This is a genomic window from Castellaniella hirudinis, from assembly GCF_042651965.1.
Classification (GTDB): domain Bacteria; phylum Pseudomonadota; class Gammaproteobacteria; order Burkholderiales; family Burkholderiaceae_B; genus Castellaniella; species Castellaniella hirudinis.
The window spans coordinates 535873-551408 of sequence record NZ_JBHSDY010000002.1 but is presented as its reverse complement, the minus strand read 5'-3'; the positions used below and the strand labels follow the sequence as shown (position 1 = coordinate 551408).

Below are 15536 nucleotides of genomic sequence, written 5' to 3'. Positions count from 1 at the left end.
AGCCTTCCATGATCAAGCATCTGATCGCCGGGCGCGAAGTCGAGAGCGCCGATGTGTTTCAAACCCTGAACCCCGCCACGGGTGAAGTCCTGGCCGAGGTCGCCGGCGGCGGCGCGGCCGAGGTCGATCAGGCGGTGCGGGCCGCCCAGGAGGCCTTTCCGGCCTGGGCCGCCCGGACGGCCGCCGACCGCGCCGCCATCCTGCATCGCCTGGGCGAACTGATCACGCGCGACGTGCCGGAGCTGTCCCGCCTGGAAACCCAGGACACCGGCCAGGTCATCGGCCAGACCGGCAAGGCGCTGGTGCCGCGCGCGGCCAACAACTTCCATTTCTTTGCCGAGCAGATCCAGCGGCTGGACGGGGAAAGCTACCCCTCGGACACCGGCCACCTGAACGTCACGATGTGGCAGCCGGTCGGCGTCTGCGCCCTGATCTCGCCCTGGAACGTGCCTTTCATGACGGCGACCTGGAAACTGGCGCCCTGCCTGGCGTTCGGCAACACGGCCGTGATGAAGATGAGCGAACTGTCGCCCTTGACTGCGGACCGCCTGGGGCAGTTGGCCCTGGAGGCCGGTGTGCCGCCGGGGGTGTTCAACATCGTCCACGGCTACGGCGCCACGGCCGGCGAATCGCTGGTGTCGCACGACGGTGTGCGCGCGGTGTCCTTCACCGGTTCGACCGCCACCGGCCACCGCATCGTGCGCGCTGCCGGCCTGAAGAAATTTTCCATGGAACTGGGCGGCAAATCGCCGTTCATCGTGTTCGACGATGCCGATTACGAGCGGGCGTTGGACGCCGCCGTCTTCATGATCTTCTCGAACAACGGCGAACGCTGCACGGCGGGCAGCCGCATCCTGGTCCAGCGCGGCATCTACGAGCGCTTCCAGGCGGATTTCGCCGCCCGGGCGCAACGCCTGGCGGTGGGCGATCCGCTGGACCCCAAGACCATCATCGGCCCGATGATCTCGGCCGATCACTTGCGCAAGGTCACGGGCTACATCGAGGCGGGCCGGCGCGAAGGCGCGCGCCTGCTGTGCGGGGGCGGCACGCCGGACGTGGGCGCGGCCTTCCAGCGCGGCAACTGGGTCCAGCCCACGGTCTTCGCCGACGTGGACAACCGCATGAGCATCGCCCAGGACGAGATCTTCGGCCCGGTCGCCTGCCTGATCCCCTTCGACGACGAGGCCCAGGCGCTGGCCATCGCCAACGACACGCCCTACGGGCTGTCGTCCTACGTCTGGACCGAAAGCACCGGGCGGGCCCTGCGCATGGCGCGCGGCGTCGAGGCCGGCATGGTGTTCGTCAACAGCCAGAACGTGCGCGACCTGCGCCAGCCCTTTGGCGGCGTCAAGGCCTCGGGGACCGGGCGCGAGGGCGGCCATTACAGCTACGAGGTGTTCTGCGAAGCCAAGAACATCTGCATCTCATACGGGGATCATCCGATCCCTCGCTGGGGCGTTTGAACCCGGCCAACATTGCCTCATCATCCCCCTACGGAGGAGACACCATGGGTAAGCTTGCTTTGACTGCGAAGATCACGCACGTGCCGTCGATGTACCTGTCCGAATTGGACGGGCCGCACAAAGGCTGCCGCCAGGCCGCCATCGACGGCCACAAGGAAATCGGCCGCCGCTGTCGCGAACTGGGTGTGGACACGATTGTGGTGTTCGACACGCACTGGCTGGTGAATTCCGGGTATCACGTCAATTGCGCGCCGCATTTCAAGGGCGTCTACACCAGCCATGAACTGCCGCACTTCATCCGCGACATGGCCTATGAATACGACGGCAATCCGGCGCTGGGCAAACTGCTGGCCGACGCCAGCACGGCGGCCGGCGTGCGTACGCGTGCGCACGAAATCGCCAGCCTGAATCTGGAATACGGCACGCTGGTGCCGATGCGCTACATGAACGAAGACCGGCATTTCAAAGTGGTGTCGGTGGCTTCGCTGTGCACCGTCCACGATATGGCGGACTCGGCCAAGATCGGCGCCGCCATGCGTCGCGCGGTCGAAGAGCAGTACGATGGGACGGTTGCTTTCCTCGCCAGCGGTTCGCTGTCGCACCGCTTTGCCCAGAACGGCGTGGCGGAGGACTATCTGTTCAAGGTCTGGAGTCCGTTCCTGGAAACCGTGGACCATGCCGTGATCGACATGTGGAAGCGCGGCGACTGGGCGACGTTCTGCGAGATGCTGCCTGAATACAACGCCAAGTGCCACGGCGAGGGCAATATGCATGACACCGCCATGCTGCTGGGCGCTCTGGGCTGGGACCAGTACCGGGGCCGGGCCGAAATCGTCACCCCGTATTTCGGCAGTTCGGGTACCGGCCAGTTGAACGCCATTCTGCCGGTTCAGTAAGTTCCTGTTCTTTGAACCCCGCGCGGCGCTCTCAGGGACGGCGGCGCGGGGCGCTCCCGGCCAGCGGGCCGGGGGCCGACTTTCGCATCCTGGGTCACCTACCATGGCACATCTGATCTTCGAATATTCAGGCAATCTCGCTCAAGACGGCGACCTGCCCGGCCTGCTGCGCCAGGTCAACCGCGTCCTGATCGACACCGGACTGTTCCCGCCGGGCGGCATCCGTTCGCGCGCCCTGCGCCTGGACGAATACTGCGTGGCCGAGGGCGATCACGACGACGCCTTCGTGCATGCCACCGTCAAGATCGGCGCGGGCCGCGATCCCCAGGCCGTGCGCGACACCGCCCAGGCCTTGTTCGACGTCATGAAGCGGCATTTCGACCCGATCTTCCAGCGCCGCACCCTGGCCCTGTCCCTGGAACTGTCCGAATTTTCCGAGGCGGGTACGCTCAAGCACAACAACATCCATGCCCGCTATGCTAAACACTGACACCGCCGCCGATCATGCGCGGGCACCGGCTTCGGGGACGCTGTCCCGGGACGCCATCGCCCGCGTCGCCGCCTCCCTGCGCGAGGCCGAACGCACGCGAACCCAGGTGCGCGCGCCCTCTCTGGACCATCCCGGCATCACCATCGAGGATGCCTACGCCATCCAGAGCGAGGGCATCCGCCTGAAACTCCAGGAAGGCCGTCGCGTCATCGGCCGCAAGATCGGCCTGACCTCGCGCGCCATGCAGCGATCCTCGCAGATCACGGAGCCCGACTACGGGGTGCTGCTCGACGACATGTTGTTCGAGAACGGCCAGGACATTCCGTTTGATCGCTTCATCGCCCCCATGGTCGAGGTCGAGCTGGTGTTCCACCTGACCCGCGACCTGATCGGGCCGGACGTGACGCTGTTCGACGTGCTGGACGCCACCGACTACGTCATGCCCGCCATCGAAATCATCGACGCGCGCTGCCACCGCGTCGATCCGGACAGCCGACGGCCGCGCCTGGTGATGGACACGATCTCGGACAATGCCGCCGACGCCGGGCTGGTGCTGGGCGGGCGGGCCATTCGCCCCCTGGATCAGGACCTGCGCTGGGCCGGCGCGCTCTTGCTGCGCAACGGCGTGATCGAGGAAACCGGCGTGGCCGCCGGGGTGCTGAATCACCCGGCCAACGGCATCGTCTGGCTGGCGCGCAAGCTGGCCCCGCATGGGGTCGGCCTGGAGGCCGGGCAGTTGATTCTGTCGGGCTCCTTTACGCGGCCGGTGGCGGCGCAGCCGGGGGACACCTTCCACGTCGATTACGGTCCGCTGGGCTGTATCTCCAACCGCTTCGTCTGAACCTTCTGGAGGACTCTCCATGTCCGCGCTCCACAACTCGTTCAAGGCCGCGCTGCGCGGCGAAGGGAACCCGCGCGTCGGCCTGTTCATGGGGCTGGGCGATCCCGGCACGGCCGAACTGCTCGGCGGCGCCGGTTTCGACTGGCTGCTGATCGATGGCGAGCACGGCCCCAACGACCTGCGGTCCGTACTGGCGCAGTTGCGGGCGCTCCAGGGCGGCGCGTCCGACGTGCTGGTGCGCATCGTCGACCATGATCCGGCGCTCATCAAGCAGATGCTGGACATCGGCGTCCAGTCCCTGCTGGTGCCGATGGTGGAGTCGGCCGAACAGGCCCGCGCCCTGGTGCGGGCCACCCGCTATCCGCCCGCCGGCATCCGCGGGGTGGGTACGGCGATGGCGCGCGCGGCGCGCTGGAACGGGGTGCCCGACTATGTGCGGCAGGCCAATGACGAGATCTGCCTGATCGTCCAGGCGGAATCCCGCGCCGCTCTCGAATCCCTGGATGACATTCTGGCGGTGGAAGGCGTGGACGCGGTGTTCATCGGCCCGTCGGATCTGGCGGCTTCGATGGGGCACCTGGGGCGCTCGGATCATCCCGAAGTCCGGACCGCCGTGCTCGATTCGATCGAGAAGATCGCCCGCAGCGGCAAGGCTGCCGGCGTGTTCGCCACCCAACTGGAAGCCGCCCGCGACTATGCCCGGGCGGGCGCCCGGTTCATTGCGCTGGGCACGGACACCTTGCTGTTGCGGCAGTCGGCCGCCGGCCTGGTCCAGGCTTTTCGCGCCGGCGCCGATCAGGCGACCGGGACCGGGTACTGAACGAGGCCGGTTCCGGGACCTGGAACCGGCCCCCGGCGCGCTGGGCGCGCAGGGCCTAGAACGGCAGGGTCCGTCCCGGCAGCAGCGCCGTGATGGCGGCGCGGAATTCAGCCTGGATGCGCGCCAGGGCTTCGGGCGTGTCGCCTTCGAAGCGCAGCACCACCACCGGCGTGGTGTTCGACGCCCGCGCCAGACCGAAGCCGTCCGGGTATTCGGCGCGGATGCCGTCGATCGTGACGCGGTCCGTGGCGCCGGGAAAGCGGCCTTCGGTCTGCAGGCGCTGGATGAACGCGTGCGGTTCGCCTTCGGCCATGGGCAGTTTCAGCTCGGGGGTGGAGATCCCCTGGGGCAGGGCTTCCAGCGTTCGGCCCGGGTCGTCGCTGTTCGACAGGATTTCCAGCAGGCGCGCGCCGGCGTAGAGGCCGTCGTCGAAACCGTACCAGCGTTCCTTGAAGAAAATATGGCCGCTCATCTCGCCGGCCAGGGGCGCGCCGGTCTCGGCCAGGCGCGCCTTGATCAGAGAATGCCCTGTCTGCGACATCAGCGGCGTGCCGCCGGCCTCGACGACGGCCCGGCCCAGGTGGCGGCTGCACTTGACGTCGAAAATGATGTCCGCGCCCGGCCGGCGCTGCAGAATGTCGCGCGCGAACAGGATCATCTGGCGGTCGGGCCAGATGATCTGGCCGGAGCGGGTGACCACGCCCAGGCGGTCGGCGTCGCCGTCGAAGGCCAGGCCCAGTTCGCAGTCGGTGCGCTGCAGATGGGCGATCAGGTCCTGGAGATTGGCCGGGTCGGCCGGATCAGGGTGATGGTTGGGGAACAGGCCGTCGACCTCGCAGTACAGCTCGTCCACCGTGCAGCCCAGCGCCCGGAACAGGCGCGCGGCGGTCACGCCGCCCACGCCGTTGCCGCAGTCGATGGCGATGTGCATGGGACGCGCCAGGCGCACGTGGCCGGCGATTTCGCGGATGTACGTGTCCGCCAGGTCGGTGGCGACGCTCAGGCCCGGCTGTACGCCCGTGGGCGCCTGGATGCCGTCCATGGCTCGACGCAGGGCCTGGATGTCGTCGCCGTGCAGGGTGCGCCCCGCCATCATCATCTTGAAGCCGTTGTAGTCGGGCGGGTTGTGGCTGCCGGTGACGGCGACCCCCGAACCGCTGCCGTCGCGGCAGGCGGCGTAATACACCAGGGGCGTGTGCGCCAGGCCCAGGTCCACCGTGTCGATCCCGCCCGCGTGCAGGCCGGTCTTGACGGCGTGGGCCAGCCCGCGGCTGCTCAGGCGCCCGTCGTAGCCGACCGCCAGGCTGCGCACGCCCTCGCGCCGGGCCTGGGCCGCCAGGGCCAGCCCCAGGCGGTGCGCGAAGGGCTCGTTGATCTGTCCGGGCACAGTGCCGCGGATGTCATAGGCCTTGAAAACGGCGGAAGGCAAGGGGTCGCTCATGGGGTATTCCGGCGGAAAGATCGGCTGATCGCCATTGGCGCCATTATCGCCGATTAGAATAGAAGGTTCTTGTCATCGAAAGGCCCGGACCTCGTCGCCGGGCCGCTGGATTACGAAAATCATGGATCATCTGGATGCTTTGCGCGCGACGGTTGGCGCCGCGCAGGTGTTGACCGGCGCGGATGCGCTGCCCTGGGAAACCGACTGGCGCGAGCGCTATCGCGGCCGCTCGCTGGCTGTGGTGCGGCCCGGCTCGACCGACGAGGTTGCGGCCGTCGTGCGCCTGTGCGCGCAGGCCGGTCTGCCGGTGATTCCTCAGGGGGGCAACACGGGACTGTGCGGCGGGGCGACGCCCGACGATTCCGGCCGGGCGGTGATCCTGTCGCTGCAGCGCCTGAACCGGGTCCGCAGCATCGACACCGACAACGACACCATGGAAGTCGAGGCCGGCTGCATCCTGCAGTCCGTCCAGCAGGCGGCGCGCGAAGCCGGCCGGCTGTTTCCGCTCAGTCTGGCGGCCGAGGGCAGTTGCACGATCGGCGGCAACCTGGCCACCAACGCGGGCGGCACCCAGGTGCTGCGCTACGGCAACATGCGCGAACTGGCCCTGGGGCTGGAGGTCGTCACCGCCCAGGGCGACATCTGGCACGGCCTGCGCGGCCTGCGCAAGGACAATACCGGCTACGACCTGCGCGACCTGTTCATCGGCAGCGAGGGCACGCTGGGCGTGATCACGGCCGCGACACTGAAGCTGCATCCGCTGCCGGTGGCGCGCTGCACCGCGCTGCTGGCCCTGGATTCGATCGAATCGGCCATCGCCATGCTGGGCCGCGCCCGCGCAGGCCTGGGCGCGTCGCTGACCGGCTTCGAGTTGATGGCCGGCGATTGCCTGCAGGACGTGGTGCGCTGTTTTCCGCAGCAGCGCCTGCCTTTCGAAGGCCCGTCGGCGGCCATGCCCTGGTACGCGCTGCTGGAATTGTCGGACAGCGAATCCGAGGCCCACGCCCGCGAGCGTTTCGAGGTGGTCATCGGCGAGGCCATCGAGGCCGGCATCGTGCTGGACGCGGTGATCGCCGAATCCATGGCGCAAAGCCACGCGCTCTGGCATCTGCGCGAAAGCATCCCCCTGGCCGAAAAAGAATCCGGCAAGAGCATCAAGCACGACGTCTCGATTCCGGTGTCGCGCATGGCCGAATTCGTGCTGGGCACCAACGCCGCCTTGCAGGCGGCGTTCCCGGGGATCAGAAACGTGATCTTCGGTCACCTGGGCGACGGCAATCTGCACTACAACGTCGCGCGCGGGCCGCAATGGGCCGAAGGCCGGCTCTTGTCGTGCCAGGACGCGGTCTACGAACTGGTGCATGATCGCGTGCACGCCGTGGGCGGCTCGATCAGCGCGGAACACGGGGTGGGGCAGCTCAAGCGCGACGTGCTGCCGCGCTACAAGGACCCTGTGGAAATGGCGTTGATGCATCGCATCAAATCGGCCCTGGACCCCCAGGGCCTCATGAACCCGGGCAAGGTGCTGGGCTGATCCGGCGCCGCCTCTTCTTTCTCCCTCCAATAAGGATCAAACACCATGACCACCATCCAGCGTATCGAACCCGGCGCCCGCATGAGCGGAGCCGTCGTCCACGGCAATATCGTCTATCTGTCGGGCCAGGTCGGCCATGACGGCGACGACGTACAGGCCCAGGCGCGCACGGCGCTGGCCGAAGTCGACCGCCTGCTGGCCCAGGCCGGCAGCCACAAATCCCGCATCCTGCAGGCCACGATCTGGCTGGCCGACATGGCGGATTTCAAGGCCATGAACCCGGTCTGGGAAGCCTGGATCGATCCGGCCAACCCGCCGGCCCGCGCCACGGGCGAAGCCCGCCTGGCCGCGCCGGGGCTGAAGTTTGAGGTGATCATCGTTGCTGCACTGAATTGATGCGGTGCCCGGGGTCGCCATGCCGCGTTGCCGATGACGCATCAACGCTTCTGACACCCCGGGCAAAAATACGTCGCCCGCTGGCCCTGGACGATGCGGCGGATCGGCGTCGCGCAGCGCGGGCAGGGCCGGCCGTCGCGTTCGTAGACGGCCGCGTGCAGCGTGAAATACGCCCCGGGCGAGCCCTGGGCGTTGACGTAATCGCGCAGCGTGCTGCCGCCTGATTCCAGCGCCTGGCTCAGGGTTTGCAGGATCGCCGCGTGCAGTTTGGCGCTGCGCGGGCGCGAGACGCGGTCGCCCGGCAGGCGCGGATCGATGCCGGCCAGGAACAGCGATTCAGACGCGTAAATATTCCCCACGCCGACGACGATTTTTCCGCCCAGCAGCAATTGCTTGACCGACTGGCGGCGCCCCTGCAAGCCCGCGTGCAGGGCCTCGGGCGTGAAGGCCGGGGCAAAGGGCTCGACGCCCAGGCCGGCCAGCAGCGGGTGGGCCTCGATCGGGCCGGCCTCGGCCGGATGCCACAACACGGCGCCAAAGCGGCGCGGATCGTGTAACAGAAAACGGGCTTCATCGAACAGCCATTCCACGTGATCGTGCTTGCGCAGCGGCTCGTCCATCGGCACCCGCCGCAAAGAACCCGACATGCCCAGGTGCACGATCTGGATGCCTTGCGCAAAGCGGATCAGCAGGTATTTTCCCCGGCGTTCGCAGGCCAGGACCTCGGCGTCACGGACCTGGTCGGGCAGATCGGCCGGCACGGGCCAGCGCAGGCGAGGCTCGTGCACGATCAGGCGGCGCAGGACGCGTCCGGGCATGACCGTGGCAATTCCACGACGGGTTGTTTCGACTTCTGGCAGTTCGGGCATGGCGGGGTGATAACATCCACTTTTGATGACGCAATTTTGCCACCAGACGCGGTTTCTTCCTGCGTTCCGGCCAGGTTACCGCAAATGAGATTCCCAGCTTCCGTGATACCCGTGGTGCTGGCGCTGGCCGCCGCACACGAGGCGGCGTGGGCTGCGCCTCCCGCAGCCGCACCGGCCGATCCGGTCGAGACCATTCATTTGCGCAGCGGCGAGCCGCCGGTCGTCAATCTCACCCCCGAACTACTGTACCGCCTGCTGGTGGCCGAACTGTCCGCCCAGCGCGGGGAGTTCGATGACGCGGCCCAGGAACTCCTGTCCTTGTCGCGTGACACGCTGGATTCCCGGCTGGCGCGCCGTGCCTTCCAGATGTCCATGACCGGCCGCAATCTGGCGCTGGCGCTGCGTTCGGCCCGTGAATGGGCCGTCCTGGATCCGTCCAATCCCGAAGCCGTGGCGGCGTCTCTGGCCCTGTCGGCCTCCAGCGGCCAGACGGACGGCCTGGCCCAGACGCTGTCGCGCCGCATCGCCACGGCCGATGACCAGGATCAGGCCGTCGTCCAGGCGGCCGGCATTGTTTCCAAGATGACGGACAAGCGCCTGGCCCTGGACGTGCTGGACAAGGCGCTGGCGGGGGTCTCCAAGACCTCGGCGCTGGCCCGCCTGGCCCTGGCCGATGCGGCCTGGGCGGCGGGCGAGCCTGCGCGCGCCGTCGACGAGGCCCGTCACGCCCAGGCGCTGGACCCGGATTCCCAGGACGCCGCCCAGCGGGTGCTGGAATACGGCTTGCGGGTTGACTCCACCCGGGCCATCAAAGACACCTATGCCTTTCTGGACAGCCACCCGGATCGGCGCGGCCTGCAACTACTGCTGGTCAGCCGCCTGACCGGGCTGGGGTCGTTTGACGAGGCCCTGGGCCTGCTGGGCCGCATGCGCCGGCGCGCGCCGGAGGATTTCGATCTGCTCTACACCGAGGCCGAGGTCAACGCCCGGGCCGGCCGCTACGATGCGGCCAAGTCCCTGCTGAACCAGTACATCACGATCCAGCAGCAGCGGCGCCAGTCCGTGCGCGACGACGCCACCAACGCCCAGGCCGATGTGTCCGACGCGCGGCTGCTGCTGGTGCAGATCGCCGAGCGCCAGAACGACCTGCGCGAGGCCATTCGCCAGTTGCACACCATCGACGAGCCGACGCTGGTCTTCCAGGCGCGCACGCACGAAGCCGTACTGTACGGCAAGCTGGGCGACCTGAACCAGGCGCGGGCGATCCTGGACGACATCAAACCCGCCGACCGCCGCGAACGGGCCGTCGTGCGCCTGACGCTGGCCTCGATCTACCGGGACGCGGGGCGCACCGATCAGGCGGTCGAGCTGCTCAAGGCCGCCGACCTGGAAATGCCCGACACCCCGGAAATCAAGTACGACCTGGGCATGCTGCTGCACCAGCAGGGCAAGACGGCTGAATTCGAGGCCTTGATGCGCCGCGTGATCGAACTCGATCCCGACAACGCCAATGCCTACAACTCGCTGGGCTACACCTACGTCGAACAGAACCGCAACCTGGACGAGGCGCGCGATCTGCTGGAACGGGCGCTCGATCTCAACCCCGACAGCGCCTACATCCTGGACAGCGTGGGCTGGTATCTGTTCCGCATCCGCGACTACCAGGGGGCGCTGGAATACCTGCGCCGTTCCTACGACCAGATGCCTGCCGCCGACGTGGCCGCGCACCTGGGCGAGACCTTGTGGGCGCTGGGCCGCCGCGACGAGGCCCGCCGCATCTGGGCCGAGGGCCGCAAGGCCGATCCTGAGAGCGCGTCCCTGAAGGAGACGCTGCACCGTCTGGGGGTCGAGCTGCCATGACCGGTGCCGTGACTGCCGGGATCACGCGCCTGGGGGCGCGCCACGCCGTCCTGCATAAGCTGCGTTTTCTGCGCGCCATCGCCTCGGCGGCCGGACGCCTGCGGCCCATCTGGCTGGCGCTGGCGCTGGCCGGTCTGCTGGCCGCCTGCGCCACGCCCCAGCGCATTGTCGGCCAGGGGCCTGCCTTCGAACGGCAGGGCCGTTTCGCCGTCAACCTGCAGCCGGCGGGCGCCGCGCCCTATGCGGCCCAGGGCGGTTTTTCCTGGCGCGATGACGACCAGGTCCTGCGCCTGGACCTGGTTTCGCCGCTGGGCAGCGTCCTGGCGCGGATACGGGTCGAACCGGGGCGGTCCGTGCTGGAACGCGCCGACGGCAGCCGTGAATCGGCGCCTACGCCGGACGATCTGCTGGCTCTGGTCTGGGGCCATCCCATGCCCGTGTCCGGGCTGCGCCACTGGATACGCGGCGAGGCCGCGCCCGGTCTGGTCGTCGATGCCAAACGGGATGATCAGGATCGGTTGACGTCGCTGCATCAGGACGGCTGGGACGTGGCCCTGTCGGCCTACGACGATCAGGGCCCCGGGCGCGTGCGCCTGTCGCGCCTGGACGAGCAGGGACAATGGCGCCTGCAGCTGATCGTGGACCGGCCCTAGCGCGCCGGCGCTGACACGCATGGCGGCCCTGTACGACGTCCCGGCTCCGGCCAAGCTCAATCTGTTCCTGCACGTGGTGGGCCGCCGCCCGGACGGCTATCACCTGCTGCAGACGGTGTTCCGTTTCGTGGATCTGTGCGACACCCTCGATTTCGAAACCACGGCCGACGGCTCGATCGTGCGCGAAGGCGCGGGCCTGGCGGGCTTGCCGGCCGACCAGGATCTGGTGCTGCGCGCCGCCCGCGATCTGCAGCGGGCCGCGGGCGTGCGGCAGGGCGCGCGCATCCGCTATGACAAACGCATTCCGGCCGGCGGCGGCCTGGGCGGCGGATCCAGCGATGCGGCCACGACCCTGATCGCCCTGAACCGCCTGTGGGGTGCCGGCCTGACGCGCGCCGAACTGATGCGCCTGGCCCTGCCGCTGGGGGCGGACGTGCCGGTCTTCGTCTTCGGCCGGGCGGCGTTCGCCCAGGGCGTGGGCGAGGATCTGAGCGCCGTGGACCTGCCTGAACGGGCCTATTGGATCGTGCGCCCGCCCGCGCACGTGACGACGGCAGACATCTTTCGCGATCCCGATTTGACAAGAAATTCTGAATCGGTAAAAATTGCGGTCTTTACTGATTGGCAGACAGGGCGCGACGCGGGGAATTTCTTCGGGCGCAACGACCTGGAAGCCGTGGTCTTTCGGCAGCATCCAGAGATCGCCGCGCTTGCGCGGACGATGCAGGACACGGGGGTCGAAGTCCGCATGACAGGTTCCGGTTCGTGCCTGTTTGTGGAATTCCCGGACGCAGCCAGGGCCAGGATGCACCGGGATCGAATAATCAGTAAAATAGAAAACTCACCCGATAGGGTGGTCGAAGGATCCTGGATCTGCCAGGGACTGGATGATCATCCTTTGCTGGGATGGGTCGCAGATTGACTTATTGGGGAATCGCCAAGCTGGTTAAGGCACCGGATTTTGATTCCGGCATGCGAAGGTTCGAATCCTTCTTCCCCAGCCATCCTTTCCGCGCCAGAGCGCATGCTATCAGGCTGTTGAACCGGTCCGCCTCCTGCGGAAAGGCTGTCAACAGCCTTGTCATTTGACACATTGGTTCGACACCATGGCACAAGACAGATTCATGATTTTCACCGGCACGGCCAATCCTCGTCTGGCCGTCGACGTCGTGAATCACCTGGACATGTCCCTGGGCAAGATGACCGTCGGTCGCTTCTCCGACGGCGAAGTCATGGTGGAAATCAACGAAAACGTTCGCGGCAAGGACGTCTTCGTGCTGCAGCCCACCTGTGCGCCGACCAATGACAACCTGATGGAAATCATGGTGATGGTCGATGCCCTGCGCCGCGCTTCCGCGCGCAACATCACCGCCGCCATCCCGTATTTCGGCTATGCCCGCCAGGATCGCCGGCCGCGTTCGGCCCGCGTGTCGATCTCGGCCAAGGTCGTGGCCAACATGCTGCAGGTCGTGGGCGTGGACCGGGTCCTGACCATGGACCTGCACGCCGACCAGATCCAGGGCTTCTTCGACATCCCCGTGGACAACATCTACGCCGGGCCGATCCTGCTGGGCGACATCTGGAGCCGCAATTTCCAGAACCTGGTGGTCGTGTCCCCCGACATCGGCGGTGTGGTGCGCGCCCGGGCCCTGGCCAAGCAGCTCGAATCCGACCTGGCCATCATCGACAAGCGCCGTCCGCGCGCCAATGTGTCCGAGGTCATGAACATCATCGGCGACGTGAGCGGGCGCACCTGCCTGATCATGGACGATATGGTCGATACCGCCGGCACGCTGTGCAAGGCCGCCCAGGCCCTGAAGGACCGGGGCGCGGGCGCGGTGTACGCCTATTGCACGCACCCCGTGCTGTCGGGCGAGGCCATCAAGCGCATCCAGGAATCCGCGCTGGACGAACTCGTCGTCACCGACACCATTCCGCTGAACGAAGCCGCGCGCGCCTGCGCGAAAATCCGCCAACTGTCTTGCGCGTCCCTGCTGGGGGAAACCATTTTGCGCATTTCGACGGCGGAATCGGTCAGCTCCCTGTTCGCCGACTGAGGGCGGACGCGTTTCATCTTGTGGCCTCGCGCTGGTCGCGGCGCGGGGCGTTTTTGCAGCCCAGGCTGCTGTGTTGTCAGAGGTCTTTCAAGGCCTTATTTTGGAGTTTTCCATGAAATTCACCGCCACTTCGCGTAGCGTTCAGGGTTCGAGTGCGAGCCGCCGCCTGCGCCGCGCCGGTCGGGTGCCCGCCATTGTCTACGGCGGCAAGTCCGCGCCGGCCAACATCGAGCTCGACCACAACGAGATCTACCACGCCCTGAACAAGGAAGCCTTCCACGCCTCCATCCTGGACATGGTCCTGGACGGCAAGACCGAGCCGGTCCTGGTGCGTGCCGCCCAATGGCACCCCTACAAGGCCCTGGTCCTGCACGTGGACTTCCAGCGCGTGGACGCCTCTCAGGCCGTCACCACCAAGGTTCCGGTGCACTACCTGAACGCCGACATCAGCCCGGCCGTCAAGCTGGCCGGCCAGGTCGTCACCCACGGCCCGGCCGAACTGGACATCACCTGCCTGCCGGCCAACCTGCCGCAGTTCATCGAAGTGGATCTGGGCAACCTGATCGGCGGCGCCCGTCTGCACCTGGCCGACATCACCCTGCCGATGGGGGTGAAGTTCGTGCCCCACGGCGAGGACACCAACCCGCTGCTGGCTCAGGCTTCCGCGCCCAAGGGCACGACGGCGGATGACGCCGCTGCTGCTCCGGCTGCCGAATAAGCGTCTCAGGCGCAGTTCGCAAGACCCTGCAAAACCCCCGTCCGCCGCAAGGCGGGCGGGGGTTTTGTCGTATGATAAGTGCTTTTCGGATTTCCTCCAATGACGACAGCGCCCATCCGCCTCATCGTGGGGCTGGGCAACCCCGGCCCCGAATACGAAGCCACGCGCCATAACGCCGGATTCTGGCTGGCGGACCATTTCGCCGACGACCTGCGGGCCGATTTCACCCTCGAAAAACCGTTCTTCGCCTGGGTCGCGCGTGCGCGTCATGCGGGACAGGCCGTGGTCTTGGCCAAGCCGATCACCTTCATGAACAAGTCCGGTCAGGCGGTCGGTGCGCTGGCGCGCTTCTACAAACTGCAGCCCGAGGAAATCCTGGTCCTGCACGATGAACTCGATCTGCTGCCGGGGGCCGTCAAACTCAAGCTGGGCGGCGGTCATGCAGGCCACAACGGCCTGCGCGACATCCAGTCCGCGCTGGGCTCGCCGAACTTCTGGCGCCTGCGCATCGGCATCGGTCATCCGCGCAGCCTGGGCCTGGCCCAGCAGGTGGTCAATTTCGTGCTGCATCCGCCGCGCAAGGACGATATGCCCGGTATCGACGACGTCATCAACCGCTGTCGCATCGTCCTGCCGCAACTGCTGGACGGCGCCTTCGAGCGCGCCACCGAACGCCTGCACCAGGCCAATCACGCCTGAGACGGCATCCATGCCTCTTTTTCGACGCCCCGCCGGACTGCCCACCATGGGTCAGGAAATCGTTGATTTCCTGCGCTTCGTCGTCCGGCCGCGTCCCGGCCCCCGGCTGGGCGGCCGGCGCGCCGGTTCCGGCATGCGGGCGGACCTGGGCCTGAACGCGCCCTGGTGGCGCCTGGTCCATTGGGCCGTGCTGCTGTGGACCTTGAATCTGTTCGTGTTCGCCCCGCTGGCCCTGTCGGCGGCGGATGCGGGCGGGGCGCAGCATCGGCTGGACATCCACAACCTGCCCTGGATGACCGCCCTGATCTGGGCGCCGATCGTCGAGGAGCTGACCTTTCGTCACGCGTTGCGCCGTCCGGCCATGTTGTGGTGGTTCGTGCCCCTGATGGTGTCCATTCTGGTCCAGGGCGCCGGCGTGGCCTCGGGCCTGATGGCCGCCGCCGCCGTGCTGCTGGCTCTGGCGCCGGCCTGGTATCCGGCCGGCCACCGTTGGCAGGCCGGCTGGCGGCTGTCCTGGCGCGGCCGGCGGCTGATGCGGCGCGCCTATCCGCTGCTGTTCCACGTCGCCGCGCTGGCCTTCGCCGCCGTGCACCTGTTCAATTTCCGTCTCAACGCCATGGCGCTGGTGCTGCTGCCGCTGCTGGTGCTGCCGCAATGGGTCACCGGCCTGGTGCTGGGCTGGATGCGCGTGCGCCGGGGCCTGGGCGCCTCGATCGCCCTGCACGCGATCTTCAACGGCGGACCGCTGCTGCTGATCGGACTGATCCTGTGGCTGGCCCCGGAGCTGGCGCTGGGATGA

Annotated in this window: 16 protein-coding genes and 1 tRNA gene; 15 read left to right on the top strand and 2 right to left on the bottom strand. The window is 67.6% G+C overall.

Annotated elements, in window-relative coordinates; all coding sequences use genetic code 11:
- Nucleotides 1–8: 8 nt before the first annotated feature.
- The 5 genes from hpaE (at nt 9) to ACFO0J_RS04740 (ending at nt 4510) form a co-directional block, all read left to right on the top strand.
- A complete protein-coding gene (gene hpaE, locus ACFO0J_RS04760) occupies nt 9–1463 on the top strand; it encodes a 5-carboxymethyl-2-hydroxymuconate semialdehyde dehydrogenase (RefSeq protein WP_376811900.1) in 1455 nt (484 codons plus the stop codon).
- A gap of 44 nt (nt 1464–1507) precedes the next feature.
- Entirely contained in the window at nt 1508–2359 is an 852-nt protein-coding gene (gene hpaD / locus ACFO0J_RS04755) for a 3,4-dihydroxyphenylacetate 2,3-dioxygenase (protein ID WP_376811899.1), read from the top strand.
- A 103-nt stretch (nt 2360–2462) separates the two neighbouring features.
- Entirely contained in the window at nt 2463–2849 is a 387-nt protein-coding gene (locus tag ACFO0J_RS04750; RefSeq protein ID WP_376811898.1) for a 5-carboxymethyl-2-hydroxymuconate Delta-isomerase, read from the top strand.
- The gene (gene hpaH / locus ACFO0J_RS04745) at nt 2836–3690 is read left to right on the top strand and encodes a 2-oxo-hept-4-ene-1,7-dioate hydratase (protein ID WP_376811897.1); all 855 of its coding nucleotides are present in this window, start codon (nt 2836–2838) and stop codon (nt 3688–3690) included. The genes ACFO0J_RS04750 and hpaH overlap by 14 nt, the downstream gene beginning before the upstream one ends.
- Nucleotides 3691–3709: 19 nt before the next feature.
- Nucleotides 3710–4510 (top strand): HpcH/HpaI aldolase family protein, encoded by an 801-nt coding sequence (locus tag ACFO0J_RS04740; protein WP_376811896.1) that lies wholly within the window; start codon nt 3710–3712, stop codon nt 4508–4510.
- 55 nt (nt 4511–4565) lie between these two features.
- Here the strand turns inward: ACFO0J_RS04740 and ACFO0J_RS04735 are convergent, their stop codons facing one another.
- On the bottom strand, nt 4566–5951 hold the full coding sequence (locus ACFO0J_RS04735; protein WP_376811895.1) for a phosphomannomutase/phosphoglucomutase: 1386 nt from the start codon (nt 5949–5951) through the stop codon (nt 4566–4568).
- 121 nt (nt 5952–6072) lie between these two features.
- Between ACFO0J_RS04735 and ACFO0J_RS04730 the strand changes: the two genes are divergently transcribed.
- Both ACFO0J_RS04730 and ACFO0J_RS04725 read left to right on the top strand, forming a co-directional pair.
- The gene (locus ACFO0J_RS04730; protein ID WP_376811894.1) at nt 6073–7485 is read left to right on the top strand and encodes an FAD-binding oxidoreductase; all 1413 of its coding nucleotides are present in this window, start codon (nt 6073–6075) and stop codon (nt 7483–7485) included.
- Nucleotides 7486–7530: 45 nt separating this feature from the next.
- Entirely contained in the window at nt 7531–7881 is a 351-nt protein-coding gene (locus ACFO0J_RS04725; protein WP_376811893.1) for a RidA family protein, read from the top strand.
- A gap of 41 nt (nt 7882–7922) precedes the next feature.
- Here the strand turns inward: ACFO0J_RS04725 and mutM are convergent, their stop codons facing one another.
- Nucleotides 7923–8750 (bottom strand): bifunctional DNA-formamidopyrimidine glycosylase/DNA-(apurinic or apyrimidinic site) lyase, encoded by an 828-nt coding sequence (gene mutM / locus ACFO0J_RS04720; RefSeq protein ID WP_376811892.1) that lies wholly within the window; start codon nt 8748–8750, stop codon nt 7923–7925.
- 84 nt (nt 8751–8834) lie between these two features.
- Between mutM and ACFO0J_RS04715 the strand changes: the two genes are divergently transcribed.
- The 8 genes from ACFO0J_RS04715 to ACFO0J_RS04680 all read left to right on the top strand — a co-directional run bounded on the left by ACFO0J_RS04715 (nt 8835) and on the right by ACFO0J_RS04680 (nt 15536).
- Nucleotides 8835–10610: a tetratricopeptide repeat protein gene (locus ACFO0J_RS04715; protein ID WP_376811891.1), complete on the top strand. Its 1776-nt coding sequence runs from the start codon at nt 8835–8837 to the stop codon at nt 10608–10610.
- Nucleotides 10607–11263 (top strand): outer membrane lipoprotein LolB, encoded by a 657-nt coding sequence (locus ACFO0J_RS04710; RefSeq protein ID WP_376811890.1) that lies wholly within the window; start codon nt 10607–10609, stop codon nt 11261–11263. The genes ACFO0J_RS04715 and ACFO0J_RS04710 overlap by 4 nt, the downstream gene beginning before the upstream one ends.
- A 19-nt stretch (nt 11264–11282) precedes the next feature.
- The gene (ispE, locus tag ACFO0J_RS04705; protein WP_376811889.1) at nt 11283–12185 is read left to right on the top strand and encodes a 4-(cytidine 5'-diphospho)-2-C-methyl-D-erythritol kinase; all 903 of its coding nucleotides are present in this window, start codon (nt 11283–11285) and stop codon (nt 12183–12185) included.
- A gap of 5 nt (nt 12186–12190) precedes the next feature.
- Nucleotides 12191–12267: transfer RNA gene (locus ACFO0J_RS04700), tRNA-Gln, on the top strand.
- Nucleotides 12268–12369: 102 nt separating this feature from the next.
- On the top strand, nt 12370–13320 hold the full coding sequence (locus ACFO0J_RS04695) for a ribose-phosphate pyrophosphokinase (protein WP_376811888.1): 951 nt from the start codon (nt 12370–12372) through the stop codon (nt 13318–13320).
- Between the two features lie 112 nt (nt 13321–13432).
- Nucleotides 13433–14038, top strand: a complete 606-nt coding sequence (locus tag ACFO0J_RS04690; RefSeq protein ID WP_376811887.1) for a 50S ribosomal protein L25/general stress protein Ctc — start codon at nt 13433–13435, stop codon at nt 14036–14038.
- Between the two features lie 99 nt (nt 14039–14137).
- Entirely contained in the window at nt 14138–14737 is a 600-nt protein-coding gene (gene pth, locus ACFO0J_RS04685; RefSeq protein WP_376811886.1) for an aminoacyl-tRNA hydrolase, read from the top strand.
- A 10-nt stretch (nt 14738–14747) separates the two neighbouring features.
- Complete coding sequence (locus ACFO0J_RS04680) at nt 14748–15536, top strand: CPBP family glutamic-type intramembrane protease (RefSeq protein ID WP_376811885.1); 789 nt, start codon at nt 14748–14750, stop codon at nt 15534–15536.